The sequence below is a fragment of the Advenella kashmirensis W13003 genome, from assembly GCF_000506985.1.
GTDB classification, from domain to species: domain Bacteria; phylum Pseudomonadota; class Gammaproteobacteria; order Burkholderiales; family Burkholderiaceae_B; genus Advenella; species Advenella kashmirensis_A.
This window is the reverse complement of the sequence record NZ_KI650979.1, coordinates 1573046-1592964: the sequence shown is the minus strand read 5'-3', so window position 1 is coordinate 1592964 and position 19919 is coordinate 1573046. Positions and strand designations below refer to the sequence as shown.

General features: G+C 55.7%; 21 protein-coding genes. 8 read left to right on the top strand and 13 right to left on the bottom strand.

Annotated elements, in window-relative coordinates; all coding sequences use genetic code 11:
- Positions 1-38: 38 nt before the first annotated feature.
- From W822_RS31400 to W822_RS31385, 4 genes are all read left to right on the top strand, one after another.
- On the top strand, positions 39-992 hold the full coding sequence (locus W822_RS31400; protein ID WP_437177149.1) for an ABC transporter substrate-binding protein: 954 nt from the start codon (positions 39-41) through the stop codon (positions 990-992).
- Positions 993-1086: 94 nt separating this feature from the next.
- Positions 1087-2091, top strand: a complete 1005-nt coding sequence (locus tag W822_RS31395) for an ABC transporter substrate-binding protein (protein WP_031242397.1) — start codon at positions 1087-1089, stop codon at positions 2089-2091.
- Positions 2092-2207: 116 nt separating this feature from the next.
- The gene (locus W822_RS31390; RefSeq protein WP_024004554.1) at positions 2208-3065 is read left to right on the top strand and encodes an ABC transporter permease; all 858 of its coding nucleotides are present in this window, start codon (positions 2208-2210) and stop codon (positions 3063-3065) included.
- Positions 3062-4501, top strand: coding sequence for a quaternary amine ABC transporter ATP-binding protein (locus W822_RS31385; RefSeq protein WP_024004553.1), 1440 nt, complete (start codon positions 3062-3064; stop codon positions 4499-4501). The genes W822_RS31390 and W822_RS31385 overlap by 4 nt, the downstream gene beginning before the upstream one ends.
- A 157-nt stretch (positions 4502-4658) precedes the next feature.
- Here the strand turns inward: W822_RS31385 and W822_RS31380 are convergent, their stop codons facing one another.
- Positions 4659-5270 carry a LysE/ArgO family amino acid transporter gene (locus W822_RS31380; RefSeq protein WP_024004552.1) on the bottom strand — a complete coding sequence of 204 codons (612 nt, stop codon included), beginning with the start codon at positions 5268-5270 and terminating at the stop codon, positions 4659-4661.
- Between the two features lie 167 nt (positions 5271-5437).
- On the opposite strand from W822_RS31380, the gene W822_RS31375 reads away from it, so the two are divergent.
- Complete coding sequence (locus W822_RS31375; protein WP_024004551.1) at positions 5438-6370, top strand: UDP-2,3-diacylglucosamine diphosphatase; 933 nt, start codon at positions 5438-5440, stop codon at positions 6368-6370.
- Positions 6371-6443: 73 nt separating this feature from the next.
- On the opposite strand, the gene W822_RS31370 is transcribed toward W822_RS31375, so the two are convergent.
- Both W822_RS31370 and W822_RS31365 read right to left on the bottom strand, forming a co-directional pair.
- Positions 6444-7205: an ABC transporter permease gene (locus W822_RS31370; RefSeq protein ID WP_024004550.1), complete on the bottom strand. Its 762-nt coding sequence runs from the start codon at positions 7203-7205 to the stop codon at positions 6444-6446.
- Positions 7202-8167, bottom strand: a complete 966-nt coding sequence (locus W822_RS31365) for an ABC transporter ATP-binding protein (RefSeq protein ID WP_024004549.1) — start codon at positions 8165-8167, stop codon at positions 7202-7204. The genes W822_RS31370 and W822_RS31365 overlap by 4 nt, the downstream gene beginning before the upstream one ends.
- A 190-nt stretch (positions 8168-8357) precedes the next feature.
- On the opposite strand from W822_RS31365, the gene W822_RS31360 reads away from it, so the two are divergent.
- On the top strand, positions 8358-8960 hold the full coding sequence (locus tag W822_RS31360) for a class I SAM-dependent methyltransferase (RefSeq protein ID WP_024004548.1): 603 nt from the start codon (positions 8358-8360) through the stop codon (positions 8958-8960).
- Here the strand turns inward: W822_RS31360 and W822_RS31355 are convergent.
- From W822_RS31355 to W822_RS31345, 3 genes are all read right to left on the bottom strand, one after another.
- Complete coding sequence (locus W822_RS31355) at positions 8950-9465, bottom strand: gamma-glutamylcyclotransferase family protein (protein ID WP_081724312.1); 516 nt, start codon at positions 9463-9465, stop codon at positions 8950-8952. The two genes, W822_RS31360 and W822_RS31355, sit on opposite strands and share 11 nt — an antisense overlap.
- A 13-nt stretch (positions 9466-9478) precedes the next feature.
- Positions 9479-9931 carry a DUF2214 family protein gene (locus tag W822_RS31350; RefSeq protein WP_024004546.1) on the bottom strand — a complete coding sequence of 151 codons (453 nt, stop codon included), beginning with the start codon at positions 9929-9931 and terminating at the stop codon, positions 9479-9481.
- A 193-nt stretch (positions 9932-10124) separates the two neighbouring features.
- A complete protein-coding gene (locus W822_RS31345) occupies positions 10125-11063 on the bottom strand; it encodes a LysR family transcriptional regulator (RefSeq protein ID WP_024004544.1) in 939 nt (312 codons plus the stop codon).
- A 100-nt stretch (positions 11064-11163) separates the two neighbouring features.
- Between W822_RS31345 and W822_RS31340 the strand changes: the two genes are divergently transcribed.
- Positions 11164-12255: a tartrate dehydrogenase gene (locus tag W822_RS31340; protein WP_024004543.1), complete on the top strand. Its 1092-nt coding sequence runs from the start codon at positions 11164-11166 to the stop codon at positions 12253-12255.
- A 130-nt stretch (positions 12256-12385) separates the two neighbouring features.
- Complete coding sequence (locus tag W822_RS31335; RefSeq protein WP_155848132.1) at positions 12386-13306, top strand: Bug family tripartite tricarboxylate transporter substrate binding protein; 921 nt, start codon at positions 12386-12388, stop codon at positions 13304-13306.
- Positions 13307-13339: 33 nt separating this feature from the next.
- On the opposite strand, the gene W822_RS31330 is transcribed toward W822_RS31335, so the two are convergent.
- The 7 genes from W822_RS31330 to W822_RS31300 form a co-directional block, all read right to left on the bottom strand.
- The gene (locus tag W822_RS31330) at positions 13340-13807 is read right to left on the bottom strand and encodes a secondary thiamine-phosphate synthase enzyme YjbQ (RefSeq protein ID WP_253272249.1); all 468 of its coding nucleotides are present in this window, start codon (positions 13805-13807) and stop codon (positions 13340-13342) included.
- Positions 13808-13865: 58 nt separating this feature from the next.
- Positions 13866-14855: a Bug family tripartite tricarboxylate transporter substrate binding protein gene (locus W822_RS31325; protein WP_024004540.1), complete on the bottom strand. Its 990-nt coding sequence runs from the start codon at positions 14853-14855 to the stop codon at positions 13866-13868.
- 40 nt (positions 14856-14895) lie between these two features.
- Positions 14896-15801 (bottom strand): SMP-30/gluconolactonase/LRE family protein, encoded by a 906-nt coding sequence (locus W822_RS31320; RefSeq protein WP_024004539.1) that lies wholly within the window; start codon positions 15799-15801, stop codon positions 14896-14898.
- A 9-nt stretch (positions 15802-15810) separates the two neighbouring features.
- Positions 15811-16785, bottom strand: coding sequence for a Bug family tripartite tricarboxylate transporter substrate binding protein (locus tag W822_RS31315; RefSeq protein WP_024004538.1), 975 nt, complete (start codon positions 16783-16785; stop codon positions 15811-15813).
- A gap of 10 nt (positions 16786-16795) precedes the next feature.
- On the bottom strand, positions 16796-17983 hold the full coding sequence (locus W822_RS31310; RefSeq protein WP_024004537.1) for a CaiB/BaiF CoA transferase family protein: 1188 nt from the start codon (positions 17981-17983) through the stop codon (positions 16796-16798).
- 1 nt (position 17984) lies between these two features.
- On the bottom strand, positions 17985-18917 hold the full coding sequence (locus W822_RS31305; RefSeq protein ID WP_031242393.1) for a hydroxymethylglutaryl-CoA lyase: 933 nt from the start codon (positions 18915-18917) through the stop codon (positions 17985-17987).
- A 182-nt stretch (positions 18918-19099) separates the two neighbouring features.
- Positions 19100-19819 carry an IclR family transcriptional regulator gene (locus W822_RS31300; RefSeq protein WP_024004535.1) on the bottom strand — a complete coding sequence of 240 codons (720 nt, stop codon included), beginning with the start codon at positions 19817-19819 and terminating at the stop codon, positions 19100-19102.
- Positions 19820-19919 lie beyond the last annotated feature (100 nt).

Sequence of the window (19919 nt, the reverse complement as noted above, 5' to 3'; positions counted from 1 at the left end):
ACAAAATTCTCTGCTCGACGCTGCTCGCCGCGCTTGGCATGGGCATCTCGAGTGCCGCCCTGGCTGCCGACGCCCAATGTGAAGTCGATCGCACCGTCAATTTCGGCGGCATGAACTGGGAATCCAATCTGGTACTGGTGGACGTGCAGCGCACGATTCTTGAAAAAGGCTACGGCTGCAAGACCGAAACCCTGCCTACCGAGACCTTGCCCGCTCTGGCGGCGCTGGAACGCGGCGATCTGGACATCAATACCGAAATCTGGCTCAATAGCGTAGGCGATCCCTGGGCCAAAGCGGAAAAAACCGGCAAAGTGAAAAAAGTGGCCGATCTGTACGTTGGTGGTGAAGCCTGGTTCATTCCGAAATACGTCGCCGAAAAATTCCCCGACCTGAAATCTGCTGCCGACCTTCCCAAATACAAAGAAGAATTTGCCGATCCCGAAGATCCGAGCAAGGGACGTTTCTATGGCTGCCCGGCCGGCTGGGGCTGCGAAGTTGTCAGCAGCAACCTGTACAAGGCCCTGAAACTGGACAAAGACTTCACCCTGTACTCGCCAGGCACCGGTGCAGCGCAGAAGGCGGCATTGACCTCGGCATACAAACGCAAGAAAAACATTGTGTTCTACTACTGGTATCCGACACCGCTGGTCGGTTCGCTTGACCTGGTCAAGCTCGAACTGCCCGCCTACGACAAGGAAAAGCAGGAATGCCTGACCAACCCTGATTGTAAAGATCCGCAGCCCAGTGCTTATCCTGACAACCCGGTCTTCACTGCACTGAATACGGAATTTATGAAGCAGGCGCCCAAACTGACCGAATTTTTCTCCAAGGTGTCCGTACCGCTGCCCGTCATGGACAAAACGCTGGCCCATATGGAAGAGACCGGCGATGATTCACGCGCCGTCGCAGACTGGTTCCTGAAAAACGAAGGCGCAACCTGGGAAAAATGGGTTTCTCCCGAGATTGCAGCCAAAGTAAAGGAATCGCTCTAATCGCCGCTGCTCGCACGACAGCGCCCGTTCGACGGACGGGCCGAGGCCAATTCATACCGGTCAGTTCACTTTTAGCCATAAGAGGCACCCTGCCATGATAAAGACTAAAGTTCTATCTGCTGTATTCATTGCTTCGGCCTCTCTCGGTCTGGCTCGCGCTGCCGTTGCCGCCGATGCCCCCACCTGCGAAGTCGAAGAAACCGTCAAATTCGGCGGCATGAACTGGGAATCCAACCTGATCCTTGCGGACGTCGAGCGCTATATCCTTGAAAAAGGCTATGGCTGCAAGACCGAGATGGTACCCACCGAAACGCTCACCGCCCTGGCGGCCCTGGAGCGCGACGATTTGCAGGTCAACACGGAAATCTGGCTCAACAGCATCAGTGACGCCTGGGCGCAAGCCGAAAAATCAGGCAAAGTCAAGCGGGTTGGCGAGCTGTATACTGGAAAAGAAGGATGGTATATTCCCAAATATACCGCCGAGAAATTTCCCGATCTGAAATCGGCGGCCGACCTGGCCCGACACAAGGATGATTTTGCCGATCCGGAGAACCCGGATAAAGGCCGCATCTATGGATGCCCGGCGGGCTGGAACTGCCAGCTGGTGGCAACCAATCTGGCCAAAGGCCTGAAACTGGACAAGGATTTCGAGGTGTATGCGCCCGGTACCGGTGCGGCCCAGAAAGCCAGTCTGATGTCCTCTTACAAACGCAAGAAGGACATCGTTTTTTATTACTGGGAGCCGACACCGCTGATCAGCACGCTGGAGCTGGTCCGGCTGCAGATGCCCCCCTATGACAAGGAAAAGCAACTGTGCCTGACGCGCGAAGATTGCGCTGATCCGCAAGCCGTTGATTATCCCGATAATCCGGTGTTTACTGCACTCAATACCCGGTTTACGCAGGACGCCCCGACATTGACGCAGTTTTTCAGCAAGGTCACCGTTCCTTTCGAAGTCGTTAACAAAACCCTGGCCCATATGGAAGAGTCCGGCGACGACACCAGCGACGTCGCACAGTGGTTTCTGAAAAACCAGCAGGACGTCTGGTCCAAATGGGTCCCCACCGAGGTGGCCGACCGTGTCAAAGCCTCACTCTGACCTGCGCGCCTGTCCTGACCGGCCCGAGCCTGTGATCGCGCCCTTGTGGCGTGTTCAGGCCCTGCGGCCATGGCGCGGACCGTTCTTTCTCCATTTTTTGATGAATAAATACAATCATGTTTCCTGAAATTATTTCTGCGCGCGATGTGCGCAAAAGCATTGACGGGTTCGTGGACCATCTGGTCACGAATTACGCCGATGCCCTCAATGCAATGTCGGAGCCCTTCCTGCATCTGCTGGTCTGGATCGAAAAAATTCTGCGCGGCGCCCCCTGGTGGAGCGTGCTCATTGTCGTCGTCCTGATCGCGTTCGCAGCCAGCCGCCGCATTGTCTTCTCCCTGATGATGGGCGTTCTGCTGGCTCTGCTGGGCGTACTCGGACTCTGGGACGCCGGCATGCAGACCCTCTCGCTGATGATTATGGCCACCGCCATATCCATCATTATCGGCATCCCCCTAGGCGTCCTCACCGCCAAATCCAATCCGGTGCGGTCAGTCATGCTGCCCATTCTGGATGTGATGCAGACGCTACCCAGCTTTGTCTATCTTATTCCGGTCGTCATGCTGTTCGGCCTGGGGAAAATCCCGGCTATTATTGCCACCGTGATTTACGCCGTGCCGCCGCTGATCCGCCTGACTGACCTGGGTATCCGCCTGGTTGACCGGGAAGTGCTCGAAGCCTCGCGCGCCTTCGGCGCCTCCTCTTCGCAGCAGCTATTCGGCGTGCAATTGCCCCTGGCGTTGCCCAATATCATGGCGGGCATCAACCAGACCACGATGATGGCGCTGTCGATGGTGGTCATCGCTTCCATGATCGGCGCGCGTGGCCTGGGCTACGAAGTGCTGCTGGGAATCAATCGCCTGGAAGTCGGTCGCGGCCTGCTGGCCGGGTTGGGAATTGTCATCCTTGCGGTGCTGTTTGACCGCATCACCCAATCCTATGGAAAACGAAAAAATACAGGCGGTGCACGATGAGTAAAATAGAAGTCAAAAATATCTACAAAATTTTCGGCAAAGAGCCGAACAAATGGATCGATGCCGTCAGACAGGGCATCTCCAAAGAAGAACTGCTGGCCAAAAGCGGCCATACCCTGGGCCTCAAGGACATCAGCCTGAGTATCGAGGAAGGCAGTATTTATGTCATCATGGGCCTGTCGGGCTCCGGCAAATCCACCCTGATCCGCCACTTCAACCGGCTGATCGAGCCCACCGCCGGCCATATTCTGGTCGATGGTACCGATGTGGTGACCCTGGGTCGCAAGGAACTTGAAAAATTTCGCCAGAACACCATGAGCATGGTCTTTCAGCGGTTTGGCCTGCTGCCTCATAAAACGGTCCTGGACAATGCAGCCTACGGGCTGTCCATCCAGGGCATCAGCAAAGCCGCCGCACACGAAAAAGGCCGTTACTGGCTTGACCAGGTGGGACTGGGCGGTTTTGAGAACCAGTATCCGCATCAATTGTCGGGCGGAATGCAACAGCGCGTAGGCCTGGCGCGCGCACTGGCTACCGATGCCGACATTCTGCTGATGGACGAAGCCTTCTCGGCCCTGGATCCGCTGATCCGCCGCGAAATGCAAAACCAGTTGCTCGAATTGCAGGCGCGCCTGAACAAAACCATCGTCTTCATTACGCACGACCTGGATGAAGCGCTGCGTCTGGGCAACCGCATTGCCATTCTCAAGGACGGCGAACTGATCCAGGAAGGAACGCCCGAAGATATTCTGCTGTCACCGGGCAACGAGTATGTTGCCGCCTTCCTGCAGGATGTAAACCGCGGCAAGGCGCTCAACGCCGCCCATGCCGTCAACGCGCCGCGCCTGACCCTGACCATGCGTGCCCGCCCTGCTCATGCCATCGAACGCATGAAACAGTACGATTACAAATTCGCCCCCGTGCTTGACGGCAAGGCCTTTGCCGGTCTGCTGCGCCTGTCGGCCGCCGAAAACGCCGTGCGGGCCGGCCTGCGGGACATTTCCTCCAAAGTCGAAGGAGCTGTCACGGTCTCGGCCGACACCAACCTGGATGAAGTGCTCACGCATATGCTTCAGTCGACCGAACCCGTCGTGGTCACGGACGAAAACGATGAATTCCTGGGGGTCATGTCACGCGCCAAGGTAGTGGAACTGGTCAGCCCCGCGATTGAAAACGGCAATGGCGACAATAACGACAATGCGCAAAGCGCTTCTGATGCTGGCGCAAAGACAGAGACAACTGCAGAGAAAACGCATCCGGTGGCTGCTGACCGCGATGCTGCTCCTGCTGTCGACCCGGCTGCCGCCCGCGCCGTTTCTGGCACATCCACGCAAGAGGCAGCGACGGAGGCCGAGCCGGAGCCGCCCGAGGGATCGATTGAGCTGGACGAGTCGCTGAAAAACAAACGGGAAAAAGAACCCGGACTGCGTCACTGATTCACGCCCCTGCGCCCATCCCGGCGCCTCATCGGGCCACCGCAACACGCTGCGCCCGATGATGACTAAAGCCAACACAACCGCCCGATACACGTAATGCGTTCGGGCGGTTTTCTTTCACGGTCGGGCCGAAGATGCGTCCGCCCGGCACCACCCATTACCCCAGCGAACGCCCCCAGACAAGCTGCCAGGCGATGACCCACATGGTCACACCGACAATCAGATCCAGAATCTTCCAGGCAATCGGCTTTTTGAACAGTGGCAACAACAGGCGCGCGCCATACCCCAGGGAAAAGAAGAATACCAGCGAGGCTGTAATGCCGCCTGCGGCAAACAACCATTGCTGGCCCGGAAAGCGCGTAGACACCGACCCGATCAACAGCAGCGTATCAAGATATACATGGGGGTTGAGCCAGGTGAGCGCCAGACATACCAGCAGCGTGCGTTTGAGCGACGGTGCCTCGATCCGGCTGTCCTGCATGGCTTCGGTTTTGGTCAACGCCGCATGAAAATGCAGCAGGCCATAGACAAAAAGAAACAGTGCTCCCGCATACTTGATGAACGGAACCACATGGGCCGCGTGCCGCACCACCACCGAAAAGCCCAGCACGCCGGTCAGGATCAGGGCGGCATCGGACAGACTGCACACCAGACAGATCCAGAAGACGTGGCTTTTGCGCAACCCCTGTTTCAGTACAAACGCATTTTGCGAACCAATCGCAAGAATCAGGGAACCGCTTAGAAACAGACCGGAAAGATACGCATTCATACAACGATGATTCAATTGGAAAGCGACCGCCATTGTGTTAAAAAGGAAACAGTCGCAAGAATGACAAACGGGTGACAGATAAGATACCGGCTCATGTCATACATGCGTCACAACCGGTTGTTGTAATAATAGGCATTCCTGACCTGTACTTACGGCCTGACATTATTTTGTCTGAACATCCTACTACTCACTACCGCACGATCTGGATTTCCGATGTGCACCTGGGCACCAAAGGCTGCCAGGCCACTGCACTGCTGGATTTCCTCAAGCATACGGAATCGGATACCCTTTATCTGGTGGGTGACATTATCGATGGATGGCAACTCAAAGGCAAGTGGTTCTGGCCCCAATCGCACAACGACGTCATCCAGAAGCTGCTGCGCAAATGCCGCCAGGGCACCCGGGTAATCTACGTTCCCGGCAACCACGACTCATTCGCCCGGCACTATGTCGAACAGAATTTCGGCGGAATCGAAGTCGTCGAAGAAACCGAGCATGTCACTGCCGACGGTCGGCGCTTGTGGATTCTGCATGGCGACCGCTTCGATGGCGTAGTGCAATTCGCGCCCTGGCTGGCCTATGTCGGCGACCATCTTTACACCGTCGCACTCACCTTCAATATGTGGCTGAACAACGCACGGGCGCGCATGGGCCTGGGTTACTGGTCACTCTCGCAATATCTGAAGCAAAAAGTCAAAAATGCCGTCAGCTACATTTCGGCGTTCGAAGATGCCGTCATGCAGGAAGCGCGCAAGAATAATTATGATGGCGTGGTTTGCGGCCATATCCACAAGGCGGAAATCCGCGAAGTCGATGGCATTCTGTACTGCAACGACGGCGACTGGGTCGAAAGCATGACTGCGCTGGTCGAGCATGAAGACGGCTCGCTGCATATTGTGACCTGGACACCGCCCACCGTGGTACGGGAGAAAAAAACACGGCGCAGCCGGCTGCGTGGTGCTGTGGTGATGCCCCAGCAGGCAGAGGACCCCATTGCGGAACCCGTCGCCCGTGTGGCCCGGGAACAGGAAGCGGACCCGCCTGCCCCCACTGAAGAAACCGGCAAAGAAGAGGACGCGCGCAGCGTGATCCAGGCCTGAGAAACAGCGGAAACGACAGACAGGGCACACAAACACCCCGAGGCAGAGCGTCAGGGCCGAGACGTCCTTCGACTTACGGCCGCAGCTTGTACCCCGTACGGAACATCCAGGACACCACCAGCGCACACAACAGCAGAATGAACAGAATGGTAAACAGGCTCACATAATGGTTCACGTCAGCCACACCGTAAAAACTCCAGCGGAAACCGCTGATCAGATAGACTACCGGATTGAACAGCGCCACTTTTGACCAGATGCCGGGCAGCATATGAATGGAATAAAACGCACCACCCAAAAACGTGAGCGGCGTAATCACCATCAGCGGAATGATCTGCAGCTTCTCGAAGCCATCGGCCCACAAGCCGATGATAAACCCGAACATGCTGAATGTGATGGCTGTGAGCACCAGAAACAGTACCATCCAGAACGGATGCTGAATGTCGTATGCCACAAAGAAGCGGGCCGTAATCAGAATCAACACCGACAGAATCAGTGTTTTGGTGGCCGCCGCCCCCACATAACCCAGAATCACTTCAAAATACGACACCGGCGCCGACATGATTTCATAAATCGTGCCTGACCACTTGGGCATATAAATGCCGAACGACGCATTCGATACACTCTGCCCCAACAGGGCCATCATCAACAGCCCGGGCACGATAAACGCGCCGTAGGACACGCCGTCGATCTCACCCATACGGGAACCGATGGCCGCACCGAACACGATGAAATACAGCGCCGTGGACAGTACCGGGGACGCGATGCTTTGCATGAGTGTGCGAAACGCCCGCGCCATCTCAAACTTATAAATTGCTTTTACGCCATACAGATTCATGAGTCTTTCCTTACCAGGCTCACGAAAATATCTTCCAGCGAGCTTTCTCTCGATTGCAGATCTTTGAGCTCGATCCCGACCTCGCCCAGTTGCCGCAGCATCTCGGACAGGCTCGCTCCCGTATTTTCTTCCGATTCCTTGTTATAGGTATACACCAGCGTCTGGCCGTCCGCCGACAGCGTCAGTGGGTAGGCAGACATGGCAGGCGGCAGCGTATCCAGCGGGCGGGGCAATTGCAAATGCAATTCCTTCTTGCCCAGCTGGCCCATCAGTTGCTGTTTGTCCTGTACCAGAATAATCTCGCCGTTATTGATCACCGCAATTCGGTCCGCCATGTCTTCGGCTTCCTCGATATAGTGCGTGGTCAGGATCACGGTGACCCCCTGCTCGCGCAGCTGGCGCACCAGGTTCCACATATCGTGACGCAACTCGACGTCTACGCCGGCGGTGGGCTCATCCAGAAACAGAATCGAGGGTTCATGCGACAGCGCCTTGGCAATCAGGACCCGACGCTTCATGCCGCCGGACAGACTCAGGATTTTGTTGTCCTTCTTGTTCCATAAAGACAGGGCCTTAAGCACGCGCTCGATATGAGCCGGATCGGCTGGCTTGCCGAACAGGCCACGGCTGAACGACACCGTATCCCAGACCGTCTCAAAAGAGTCAGTAAACAGTTCCTGGGGCACCAGGCCGATTTTCGGGCGAACGCGACGGTAGTCGCGGCGCACATCGTCGCCATCCACCAGAATGGTGCCCTCCGAGGCATTGACCAGGCCGGTCACGATGCCAATCAGCGTTGTTTTGCCCGCCCCATTGGGGCCCAGCAAGGCCAGAATTTCGCCCCGGCGGATATCCAGATCGACGCCTTTCAGGGCAGTAAAACCGCTTTTGTAGGTTTTACCCACCCCCTTGATGGAAACGACGATATCGCCCCCATCACCGTAGTTGTGAGAGTTATTCACGCAAATTGCCTATTTGATAGATGCAGAATTGACGGGTGAAGCAGCACAGTATAAAGAATTCCAGACAGGAAAAGAAAGAGAACAGCGCGCAAACCAGACCAAAAATACTGACGAATGAAATAATTAGCTATTTTAATTTCCCAATCCGATACACTTGTCTTAATCCACATTACTTGAATGGACATAAAAAATGGTCGAGATTGCGGGTAGCAAAGGTTATGCAGAGAAGGCACAACAGTTCGCCGACGACTACGAAAGTGTCACCTTCGAAAAAGTACATAACCCGGTGCGCGGGTTTTACCCAGGTGCGCCGGCCAACGTGCTGGATATCGGGGCGGGCACGGGGCGCGACGCAGCGGCGCTGGCAAGGCTGGGCTATCGCGTCGACGCCGTCGAACCCACCTCTGCCATGAGAAAACAGGCGGACCTGCGTCACGCCGACGCTCAAATCAACTGGATCGCCGACAGCCTGCCGGATCTGTCAACCGTGCGTGCCAGCGGCAAACACTATGATCTGCTCCTGCTGACTGCCGTGTGGATGCATCTGCTGGCCGAAGAGCGCATGCCGGCCATGCAGCATTGCGTCGGTCTGCTTGCACGCAACGGCATTATGTCCATGTCACTGCGTCACGGCCCGGTCCCGGCCGAACGCCATATGTTCGACATCCCCGACGAAGAAACCATCGGCATGGCCCAGGAATGCGGCTTGCAATTGCTGTACCACAAAGTTTATAAAAACGACACACTCGGCCGCCAGGATATCTTCTGGAGCTACGCCGTCTTCAGGAAATAAAGTCGGCAGGACGCCAGCACACCGTGCCGGTGTTGTCCGGCCGCAAGCGGCGTCCGTCATGCTCGCGTTCGCGGATATATGTCCAGGCAGTTTGGGCACCTGCTACGGTGCGCACTGTGGTCAGCACACGTGCGTACAGGTCGGATTCTTCAGCATGAAACTCTTCCAGCAGGTCGATCAGGGGGATATCGCGTTCAGGTCGCTCAAACAGCATCAGTTCGCCTTCAATCAGGTCCCAGTCGCCCGCCGGTTTGTCCAGCGAGCCGGGTTCGCATACCTGCAGCGCATCAAGAGCCGGCTCGCGCGTGCCTCGCGCCAGGATGGCCGCCGGGCTAATTTCCACCATGGGATAGCCCTCATCGCGATCCAGATGGTAAATCCGGCCCCACAGCCAGGCTTTTTGCATGTGCGCCGCCATCGAACAATGGCGTTCATAATTGCAACAACCGGTTTTTAACGTGCCATAGACAAATAACCGCAACGCGCGAGAGTCAGCGCCCGACATAGCAACACCCCTTCTACCCCCAATAGCCGATACCGCGCGCCATCATGGCCGCGGCCAGCACAATAAAGACAATACAGACCAGTTCGTAATGAATCAGCTTGCGAATCCGCTTGATCACTGCGGGATCCAGCACAGGCTCGCGCCCCCGGTTCAGACTCTTGCGCCAGGACAGGAAAGTCATAGTGGGGTAAATGGAAAGAATGCCGACGGCGGCAAACAGCACCAATTTGGCAATGAAGGGAATGCTGTGAAAATAATAGGCCGTACCCTTCTCAAAGAAAATCACGCGCAAAAAACCCACCACCAGCAGCAACATGGCCGATGCGCCGTAAATGGCGTCGGCTCGCAAAATCCGGCGCGCGCGCTCGATACTGATTCGGTCCTTGACCAGCACCAGTTCGATTGCCAGGGCGGCGACCAGTGCGAAGGCCAGTACATGATGCAAGAATGCAAAGAGAGTGGTCATGGTCGATATCCTTATCGATGAATGCAGGCATATTACAGGCGCCGTTTCGGGCTTATCGCTGCGCCTGCCGGAGGGCACTGGCGCGATTACCGGATAGTAACCTGTCAATCCACGTACTACCCGGCAACGAGTGCCATTAATGTAATAGATAAACTGACTAAAATTCAACTGTCCAAATGTGTCGAAATTGATCTTACCAGCCGGTACTGACGGTCACGGTCGAGCCTGGGTTCAGCGTACCGAAGCTGCGCGACAGAAAATCAAGCAACAGCGTCATCCGCGCGGTGGCATGCGGCTGTTCTCTGTATACCGCATAAATATCGGCATTGGGTGTGCTGTAATTGGCCAGCACCTGCACCAGACGGCCGCTACGCATATAGCGGGCCACATCCCACTCCGCACGCATCACGACGCCGTGGCCATCCAGCGCCCACTGCACGCCGACGTAACCGTCATTCGTGACCAGGTTGCCGCTGATCGGCACTTTCTCCGTGCTTTTGCCATTGCTCAGAATCCATTCCGAATACGGCAACTCATCCTGTTTGATCACAATACAGTTATGTTTGAGCAAATCCTGCGGCGCCAAGGGTCGCCCCGCTCTGGCCAGATAGGCGCCGGAAGCCACCAGAAGGCGGCGATTTTGCGCAAGCAAACGGGCTTTCACATTCCTCAGTGGCGGTTTGCCGAATTGAATGGATAAATCAAAGGCATTATCGCTGACGGGTGGCGGAAACGGCGTCAGAAACAGCTGGATCGTGATCGCCGGATATTTCCTGATGAATCTCGAAATCAACGGCTGTATATAGCTTCTGCCAAAACCCAATGTGGCATTTACGCGGATCAATCCCTCGGGCTCGGATTTCAATGTGAACATCTGCCGGTCCAGCGCCTCGATCTGCGCCAGGATGCTCCTGGCATGATCCAGATAAACCAGGCCTTCCGCTGTCGGGCTCATGCGACGCGTACTGCGATTCACAAGTGTCATTCCGAGACGTTTTTCCAGCTGGATCAGTCGCTTGCTCGCAGCCGAAGGTGTCACGCCCAGCCGCAAGGCGACGGCCGACAAACTGCCGGCGGAAATCAATGCGTCAAAAAAATACAGATCAGCAGAATGGCGAGGGTCCTTTTTCATTGATTTTCAACTTTTAGGCACAAATCCTGTGAATTTGTTCGCATTTTAGCACTCGCGAATATTTCTAGAATAAGCGCAATCCCTTTTTTCAGGAATAACGATGAAATCGTACAAGATCGCATGTATCCCGGGTGACGGTATCGGCAAGGAAGTCATACCGGCAGGCCAAACGGTGCTGCAGACACTGGCAGACACCCTTGAGCAATTTTCATTTGAATTTTCTGCCTTCGACTGGGGCGGCGACTACTATCGACAGCACGGCGTCATGATGCCCGATGATGGCCTTGAGGCGCTCTACGACAAAGATGCCATTCTCTTCGGTTCCGCCGGCGATCCGCAGATTGCCGATCACATCACGCTATGGGGCCTGCGGCTGAAAATCTGTCAGGGCCTTGACCAATATGCCAACGTGCGCCCGACCCGGATTCTTCCAGGCATTGACGGGCCGCTCAAACGCTGCCGGCCTGAGGATCTGGACTGGGTCATCGTGCGCGAAAACAGTGAAGGCGAATACTCGGGCGTGGGTGGTCGAGTCCATCAGGGCCAGCCACTGGAAGCGGCAACCGATGTCTCCATGATGACCCGTGCAGGCATCGAAAGAATTATGCGGTTTGCGTTTTCGCTGGCTCAATCCCGCCCGCGCAAGCATTTGACTGTCATCACCAAATCCAACGCACAGCGCCACGCCATGGTGATGTGGGACGAAATTGCAGTTGAAATTGCTCGGGAATATCCCGATGTCACCTGGGACAAGGAACTGGTGGACGCGGCCACGGCCAGGATGGTCAACAAACCGGCAACGCTGGACACCATTGTAGCGACCAACCTGCATGCCGACATTCTCAGCGACCTGGCTGCTGCGCTGGCCGGCAGCCTGGGGATTGCGCCGACCGGCAATATCGATCCCGAGCGCCGCTACCCATCAATGTTCGAACCCATTCACGGCTCTGCGTTCGATATTATGGGCAAAGGCCTGGCCAACCCGATAGGCACTTTCTGGTGCGCGGTGATGCTGCTGTCCCACCTGGGCGAAGAGCAGGCGGCGACGGTTCTGATGGAAAGTATAGAAACCGTGACAGCCGACGCCACATTACATACCGGCGATCTGGGGGGCTCGGCCACGACGGCTCAGGTCACGGAAGCGGTATGCGGGCATATTCGCAATCACGGCAAGATACAGAAAGTGGCATAAGCCGTCAGTGGAGGAAGACATGAAATTGACTCAATCACAAAAAAAATCTGCACCAGCCAAATCTGCGCTAACGCCAACATCAAGAACGACATTTGCCTTAGGCCTGCTGGCCGCAGCCACACTATGCTTGATGGCCGCTCCCGCCAGCGCACAAGGCTATCCGGACCAGCCTGTCAAACTGGTCGTTCCCTTTCCTGCCGGTGGAACCACAGATGTCCTGGCGCGGGCACTCGGGCAGAAACTTGCCGAAAAAATCGGTCAGCCGGTCATTATCGAAAACAAACCCGGCGCCGGTGCCACGATTGGCGCGGAGTATGTGGCCAGAGCCAAACCGGATGGCTACACGCTATTGATGGGCGCAGTCCATCACACCATCGCCACCACGTTCTACCGCTCGCTGCGTTATGATTTCCAGAAAGACTTCGCCCCTGTTACCACCGTGGCCATGGTGCCGAACGTGCTGGTTGTCAATAAAAAAATCGGTGTGAAGTCATTCGCCGACCTCATTGAACTGGCCAGGCGCGAACCGGGCAAACTGAGCTTCGGTTCCAATGGCGTAGGCACTGGACAGCATCTGATAGGAGAGCGCGTACAACTGATGTCAAAGACCAAGCTGCTGCATGTCCCCTACAAGGGAAGCGGCCCGTTGACAACCGACCTGCTCGGCGGACAGGTCGATATGTCATTTGACACGATCACAACTGTGTTGCCCTACATCAACGACAATAAACTGACCGCGCTTGCCGTCACCACTGCAACGCGCTCTGCCGCGCTGCCCAATGTACCTACCCTGGACGAAGCAGGCCTGAAAGGCTTTGATGCGGGAACCTGGTTCGGCATTCTTGCCCCGCAAAATACACCAGAGCAGACGGTAACGTATTTGAACAACAATCTGGTTCAAATTATTCAGTCAGACGTGTTCAAAACGGAGATGAGCAAGATCGGCGCAGAGGTCATCGGCGACAGTCCTGAACAGATGAAAGCGCGAATCGCCGACGATACCAGCCGCTATGCGGAGCTGGTCAACAGCCTGAACCTCAAGGCCAATTAGGCAGGTGACGAGCCGGCCTGGCTGGCCGGTTTGTTAGCCTGGGTCACCCTGGACAGTGACAACGAGGGTGCGTGGTCCCCCGTGATTGCGGTGCTCACAGAGATAAATCCCCTGCCACGTCCCCGTATTCAGCGTGCCCTGGGTGATCGGCACCGTCAGGCAGCATCCCAGGATGCTGCTTTTGAAATGCGCCGGAAGGTCATCGCTTCCTTCATAAGTATGCGTGTAATACGGCTCATCTTCTGGTACTAGTTTGTTGAAGTAGTTTTCAAAATCCGCTCGCACAGACGGGTCTGCGTTTTCATTGATCGTGAGCGCAGCCGATGTGTGCTTGAGAAACACATTCATGATACCGGCCCGCAATCCGGATATCTCCGGCATCTGCCGCACAATCTCTTCCGTTATCAAATGAAACCCTCTTGGACGGGCTTTCAATTCAAATTCTTTTTGAATCCACATCGGCTGGCCGGCTCCCACGCTAATAGCAATATCAATAGCCATTGTACTGCGCGAGTACGGCCGAACCAAACCCTAAGCACCGCTTTGGGACACGGTCAGTTTATTTCAGCTTGAAATCCATGGCTTTCAGCAATGTTTTCCACTCTGTCTGCTCTTTTTCCAGATAGGCTTTGGCGTCGTCGGCCGAGCCTCCAACCACCGTATTGCCATCGCTCTCCATCCGCTTGACGAATTCAGGATCCTTGCTCACCGTCATGAATGCCTTGCTCAGGCGATCGACCGCTTCCTCAGGCATACCTGCCGGCCCGACAATCATCTTCCAGTCCACCGCGTTGAATCCATCGTAGCCCTGTTCGGCGACCGTAGGCACATCGGGCATGGCGGCGATCCGCTTGCTTGAGGTCACTGCCAGTGCGCGCAGATCCTTGTCTTCGATAAGATTGATGACCGATACCGGTGTCGCGAACATGTAATCAGTCTGCCCGCCGATCAGTTCCGTGAGTGCTGGCGAGGCGCCCTTGTAGGGAACGTTCAGCACCTTGATCCCTGCTTTATAAGACAGCATTTCACCTGCCAGATGACCCACCGTACCCAGCGTAGCCAGCGCCTGCTTGAGCTGACCGGGTTTTGCCTTGGCCGCTTCAATCACATCGGCCAGCGATTTGTACGGTGAATCTGCCTTGACGACCAGTACGGTAGGCAACTCCGCCACCACTGCGACGGGGGTGAAGTCCTTGCTCGCATCAAACTGCATATCGCTCATGATGACAGGATTGATCGCCAGATTTGATGTCTGCCCCATACCCAGCGTCAAACCATCCGGCTTGGCGCGGGCCACCTGAGTCATGCCGATATTGCCGCCGGCGCCGGGTTTGTTTTCAATCACAAAATGAATGTCCTTATCCACCTGACTGATTTTCTCGGCAATAATCCGGGTAATACTGTCCGTCCCGCCACCCGGCGTGTATGGCACCACCATGCGCACGGGCCTTTGCGGCCAGTCCTGGGCGGCATGCGCCATGCCTGTCGTCACAGCTGCGGCCAGCAACATGCTGCCCGTCAGCCCTGTCATAAGCGTTTTTCTGAACATCGTCGTCTCCATTAATTTATAAGTTTGTTAAAAACGGGTCTTATGCCTCGGCCAACGATGCAACAAGCACCGTACCCGTAGCCGAATCGGTAATCAGCAAGCGCTCACAACTGTGGTCGCCGAAACAGAGATTGGTGACGGTGTTGCCAGCGGTCGAACGCACGATCCGGCTGCACTCTCCATTGGACTCGAACACGAAAACACATCCCAGCGAAGCGTGCGCGACATACAATCGGCCACCTCGGTCCAGCGCAATACCGTCGGGGCCACTGGTGCCAAATAACGCGCAAAAGCGCCCGACTTTCGATACCGAACCATCCGGCAGTAACGGCGCGCGCCATACGGCGTTATCCCGGGTTGCGGCCACGAACAGTACCGATTTGCGTTCGTCCACTACCAGCCCGTTGGGACTCGGTACGTTATCCATCAGGCAATCAAGCCTGCCCGTTTTGAAGTCAAAGCGATAAACAGCGCCCGTTGGATCGTGAAGCCCGGTCTGGCCCTGATCGGTGAAATACACCTGCGATTCATCACGGGTGACATATAAATCGTTCAACCCCTTGAATGACTGGGCGTTGCGACGCGCCAGTAGCGGCTCGACCGTTTTTGCGACGGGATCACATTTCAAAAGGCCGCGCCGGTAATCGGCAATCAGCAGTGAACCGTCTTTCAGCACTTTCAGACCGTTGGGTTCACCGTCGTATTGCACCACCAGCTTCCACTCCTTGCGGGCCGAGATACAAAAGATGCGCCCATAGGGAATATCGGTCACATAAAGATTTCCCTGTGCATCCATTGCCGGGCCTTCGATAAAGGAATGCAGCTGTTCGCCGCCCTTATTTGCCCTGGCCCACTCAGAATCAACATTGCGGCAACGGAATTCATCAGGCATGGTGCTCCATACCTGGGTATCGCTGCGCTGGGGTTCCTTATTCAGATAAAACATGGCCTGCACTCACTGCTTTTCCAGACCGGCGCGCGCGGCAATGCGCCCCCAACTGTCTATTTCATTTGCAATTTGCCGGGAGAATTCCCCTGGGCTGCTGCCCACCGTCTGCGCTCCCAGCTTTTCAAAGGAAGCCTGTATTGATTTGTCGGCCACGGAATTTTTCACCAGTTGGTTGAGCTTGCTGATGATATCGGCAGGCGTGCCTGCACGAGCGACCAGGCCAAACCAGTTCTGCACCGTGTAATCAGGCAAGCCAGCTTCGGCAAACGTGGGCACCTTAGGCAATTGAGGAAGACGCTGCGGGCTGCTGATCGCCAGCGCCTTGACCTTGCCGCTGGTAATTTGCGGAATGGCGGTCGGCGTTGCGCTGATTTCCACATCCACCGTGCCACCGACCAGGGCCAGCAATGCTTCTCCGGCACCCTTATATGGAACATGCAGTAATTTGATATCAGCCTGATGCTGGAACACTTCGCCAGCGAGATGCGTGGAGCTGCCCTTGCCGCCTGAACCAAAGGTGAGCGATTCTGGTTTCTCTTTGGCTGCCTTGACCAGATCGGCGACCGAATTGAAGGGGGAATTGGCCGGCACAATCAGTATGACGGGCGTAGAGGCCACATTTGCGATAGGTGCAATATCTTTGACAGGATCCCAGCTCAATTTTTTAAACACGGCCGGCAGCATGGCATACGTCGTATCATTCATTAGAAGCGAATAGCCATCCGGCTTGCTGCGCATGACGGCCGAGGTCGCAATTGTTCCGCTGGCGCCCGGTTTGTTCTCGACCACAAATGATTGCTTTGATATCTCCGACATCTGTTTGGCCAGCATGCGGGCAACATAATCGGTAGTGCCACCAGGAGAATACGGAACAGTAATTGTCACCGCGCGCGCGGGATACGTTTCCTGGGCTACGGCGGCAGTATTGACTGAAAGCTGGGCAAACAGACCTGCCATACAAACGAATGCTAATTTTTTCATGAAGCGCTCCTTATTCACTGGCAATGATGTTGTTTGCCAGCAATGTCTCGATTTGTGCATCACTCAGACCTGCGTCCTTCAGAATGCTCAGGGTATGTTCCCCCAGCCTTGGCGGATCCAGGCGGACCCCCAGGCGCTCGCCATTCATACAAATGGGCAGTAGCGGCACATTGGTTTTCCGGCCATCCGTCATATGCATGGGAGCAAGGCCACCTGTTTTTAGAAGGTGCTCGTCCTGCAACAATTCTTCGGGACGGGAAATAGGGGCAAAAGGCAGCCCATGTGTTTCGAACGTGTCCGCCAGCTCTTTTTTCGAATAGGTGGACAGGCGTTCCTGCAGCAAAGGCAACAGCCATGAGCGGGCCTGCACACGCTGATTATTCGTTGTCAGTTCGGGGTTGCCGGCCAGGTCGGTCAATCCGAATGCGTCACAGAATATGCGCCATTGCGTATCACTGACCACGGCCAGGAAAATCTGCTCGCCGTCTTTCACATTGAATACGTCATAAATGGCCCAGGCTGAAATCCGGCTGGGCATGGGATCGGGCGCCTTGCCGGTCACCACATATTGCATCATGTGCTGGGCCACCAGAAAGATATTGTTCTCGAACAGGGCACTTTGCACCTGCTGTCCTTTACCGGTCATATCGCGCTGCTTGAGCGCCGCCATCACGCCGATCGCGCCGAACATGCCGCCCATGATGTCATTGACGCTGGTGCCAGCACGAATCGGATCGCCTTTCCTGCCGGTCATGTAGGCCAGGCCGCCCATCATCTGTACGACCTCGTCCAGCGCGGTACGATGCTCATAGGGACCCGGCAGAAAGCCCTTATGGCTTACATATACCAATCCGGGATTGTCCCTGGACAGCGATTCATAATCCAGCCCGAGTTTTTGCATGGTGCCGGGCTTGAAATTTTCGCTCACCACGTCGGCCGAGCGGATCAAGTCCTTCACCAACGCCAATCCGTCTTCTGATTTCAAATCGACCGCGAAGCTCTTTTTGTTGCGATTGAAAGCAGGAAAAAAACCGGCGCCTGAACCCAGCAAATTGCGGGTGTTATCTCCCTTGATGGGTTCAATCTTGATGACATCGGCGCCCAGATCGGCCAATATCAGGCCGCAAGTGGGACCCATCACCATATGCGTAAACTCGATGACCTTCAGTCCTGCGTAGGGCAACATTTTTTCTGTCATATCACACTTGTTGTTCAAAGGTTAAAGGCACACCTGCTTCGGCGACCATGCCATACACGTCTTCCTGCGGCACGCCTGCTTTCAGGGGCTCGCGCGCGTCGATCAGCTTCTGGATATTCACCCCCGTTTCAATGCCCATGGCCTCGAACATAAACACCAGATCCTCGGTGACCACATTGCCGGAGGCACCGGGCGCATACGGACAGCCGCCCAGGCCGCCCAGGGACGAATCAAAGGTGCGCACGCCCACGTCATAGGCAGCAAGGTTGTTGGCCATGCCCAATCCCCGTGTGTTATGCATATGCGCTGCGCCGCACTTGTCGCCCACTTCAGCAAAAACACGTTTGAAAAGCCGTCGTACCTGCGCCGGGTTGGCGTAGCCGGTCGTATCGGACAACCCTGTCTCATCGGCTCCGACAGCAACTAGTTGCGAGGACAGCCTGACCACATCGTCCTCGCTCACCGCGCCCTGTATTGTGCAGCCGAATGCAGTTGAAATACCGGCTTCGATTTTCACGTTGGGCGCCAGCTCATTGCGAAGCGCCACGATTTCGCGCACTTCCTGCACCATCTGTTCCCGCGTTTTACGCACATTCGCCATCGAGTGCGCTTCACTGGCAGAAACGGGGATTGTTAACTTGTGCGCGCCCGCATTCAGTGCGCTCCGGGCACCCCGCAGGTTGGGCACCAGCGCCATGACCGTCAGATCGGAATAACGCAAGGCATAACGCACCACCTCGTCTGCGTCAGCCATTTGCGGCAGCAGTTTTGCCGGCACGAACGAACAGACTTCGATTTCGCGAATACCCGCCTCGTATAACGCATCGATCAGACGAAATTTGTTCTCCGTCGGCATGATGCTTTTGACGCTTTGCAAACCATCGCGCATACCGACCTCACTGATCAGCACCCGCTCGGACTGTATCTGGTTCATGATGTTCCTTTGTTCTATCTTATAGAATATAATTCTGTTAAATAGAATAGTAAAACAAGAATCATCAGCGCGTCAACACGCAATTGGCAAACGATCAGGAACGGAACCGCTATGTCTGCGGTGCCGAAACGCAAAATCGACCTCAAAAGGTCGATTTTTAAAAAAGCAGGGAAACAGAGGGATCAGTTCTGGCTATAACCAAATTTTCTACTCAACATCATCGCCGCATGCAGCACTTCCTCCCTGAATGACGGCTTCAGGCGAGACGAAGGCATCGTCAGCGTCACCGCACCGACAAAGTCATGATGTGCATTGAACACGGCTGCTGACACACCAGCAAGATCGGGCATGCGATCTCCGTCCAGTACCACCACCCCGTCCTTGCGGATCTGATCATAGAGTTTGCCCTTAGCGCCCGTAAACGCCTGCAGCACGCGTGCGCCCGATCCTTTGTCCAGGGGCAGCACATCTCCTTCGCTGGTGCGATAACTGATCGGTAACGGCGAGTTGACGCGATGCAGACAAAGCCGGTTGTTGCCGCTGATAACGTGATACGACGCGCTTTCCTGCGTTTTTTCCACCAGCGCCCGCAATACCGGCAGGATCACATCCGCTTGGGAAAAGGCCGAGCTGTATACGCCATATAACTGCACGACGCCCTCGCCCAGCCCATAACGACCATCATCGGATTTGTGGATCATTCCGGCATGCTCCAGCGAGGCCAGCAGCCGCAGGATGGTGCTTTTATACATGCGGGTCCGCTCCGACAGCTCGACCAGCGACAAATACCCATCGTTTTTGCGAAAGGCTGTCAGCAATGACAAGGCCCGGTCCACCGCGGCCACGCCGCCCGACGACGGGTTCTCGTCGGCGACCGATAATGTTGACGCTTTTCTTGGCACAATCTACCTCTTGGTTCTATCTGAACAGGTTATCAGCAGCCAGAATCTACCCTGGCTTCTGCACTACGAATCACATGACGAGTATGTTGGATATTCTATT

Excerpts from the sequence above, each read along its gene's own strand:
- W822_RS31400 (WP_437177149.1), top strand. The coding sequence starts at position 39 with ATGGGCATCTCGAGTGCCGCCCTGGCTGCCGACGCCCAATGTGAAGTC.
- W822_RS31395 (WP_031242397.1), top strand. The coding sequence starts at position 1,087 with ATGATAAAGACTAAAGTTCTATCTGCTGTATTCATTGCTTCGGCCTCT.
- W822_RS31390 (WP_024004554.1), top strand. The coding sequence starts at position 2,208 with ATGTTTCCTGAAATTATTTCTGCGCGCGATGTGCGCAAAAGCATTGAC.
- W822_RS31385 (WP_024004553.1), top strand. The coding sequence starts at position 3,062 with ATGAGTAAAATAGAAGTCAAAAATATCTACAAAATTTTCGGCAAAGAG.
- W822_RS31380 (WP_024004552.1), bottom strand. The coding sequence starts at position 5,270 with ATGAATGCGTATCTTTCCGGTCTGTTTCTAAGCGGTTCCCTGATTCTT.
- W822_RS31370 (WP_024004550.1), bottom strand. The coding sequence starts at position 7,205 with ATGAATCTGTATGGCGTAAAAGCAATTTATAAGTTTGAGATGGCGCGG.
- W822_RS31360 (WP_024004548.1), top strand. The coding sequence starts at position 8,358 with ATGGTCGAGATTGCGGGTAGCAAAGGTTATGCAGAGAAGGCACAACAG.
- W822_RS31355 (WP_081724312.1), bottom strand. The coding sequence starts at position 9,465 with ATGTCGGGCGCTGACTCTCGCGCGTTGCGGTTATTTGTCTATGGCACG.
- W822_RS31350 (WP_024004546.1), bottom strand. The coding sequence starts at position 9,931 with ATGACCACTCTCTTTGCATTCTTGCATCATGTACTGGCCTTCGCACTG.
- W822_RS31345 (WP_024004544.1), bottom strand. The coding sequence starts at position 11,063 with ATGAAAAAGGACCCTCGCCATTCTGCTGATCTGTATTTTTTTGACGCA.
- W822_RS31340 (WP_024004543.1), top strand. The coding sequence starts at position 11,164 with ATGAAATCGTACAAGATCGCATGTATCCCGGGTGACGGTATCGGCAAG.
- W822_RS31335 (WP_155848132.1), top strand. The coding sequence starts at position 12,386 with ATGGCCGCTCCCGCCAGCGCACAAGGCTATCCGGACCAGCCTGTCAAA.
- W822_RS31330 (WP_253272249.1), bottom strand. The coding sequence starts at position 13,807 with ATGGCTATTGATATTGCTATTAGCGTGGGAGCCGGCCAGCCGATGTGG.
- W822_RS31325 (WP_024004540.1), bottom strand. The coding sequence starts at position 14,855 with ATGTTCAGAAAAACGCTTATGACAGGGCTGACGGGCAGCATGTTGCTG.
- W822_RS31320 (WP_024004539.1), bottom strand. The coding sequence starts at position 15,801 with ATGTTTTATCTGAATAAGGAACCCCAGCGCAGCGATACCCAGGTATGG.
- W822_RS31315 (WP_024004538.1), bottom strand. The coding sequence starts at position 16,785 with ATGAAAAAATTAGCATTCGTTTGTATGGCAGGTCTGTTTGCCCAGCTT.
- W822_RS31310 (WP_024004537.1), bottom strand. The coding sequence starts at position 17,983 with ATGACAGAAAAAATGTTGCCCTACGCAGGACTGAAGGTCATCGAGTTT.
- W822_RS31305 (WP_031242393.1), bottom strand. The coding sequence starts at position 18,917 with ATGAACCAGATACAGTCCGAGCGGGTGCTGATCAGTGAGGTCGGTATG.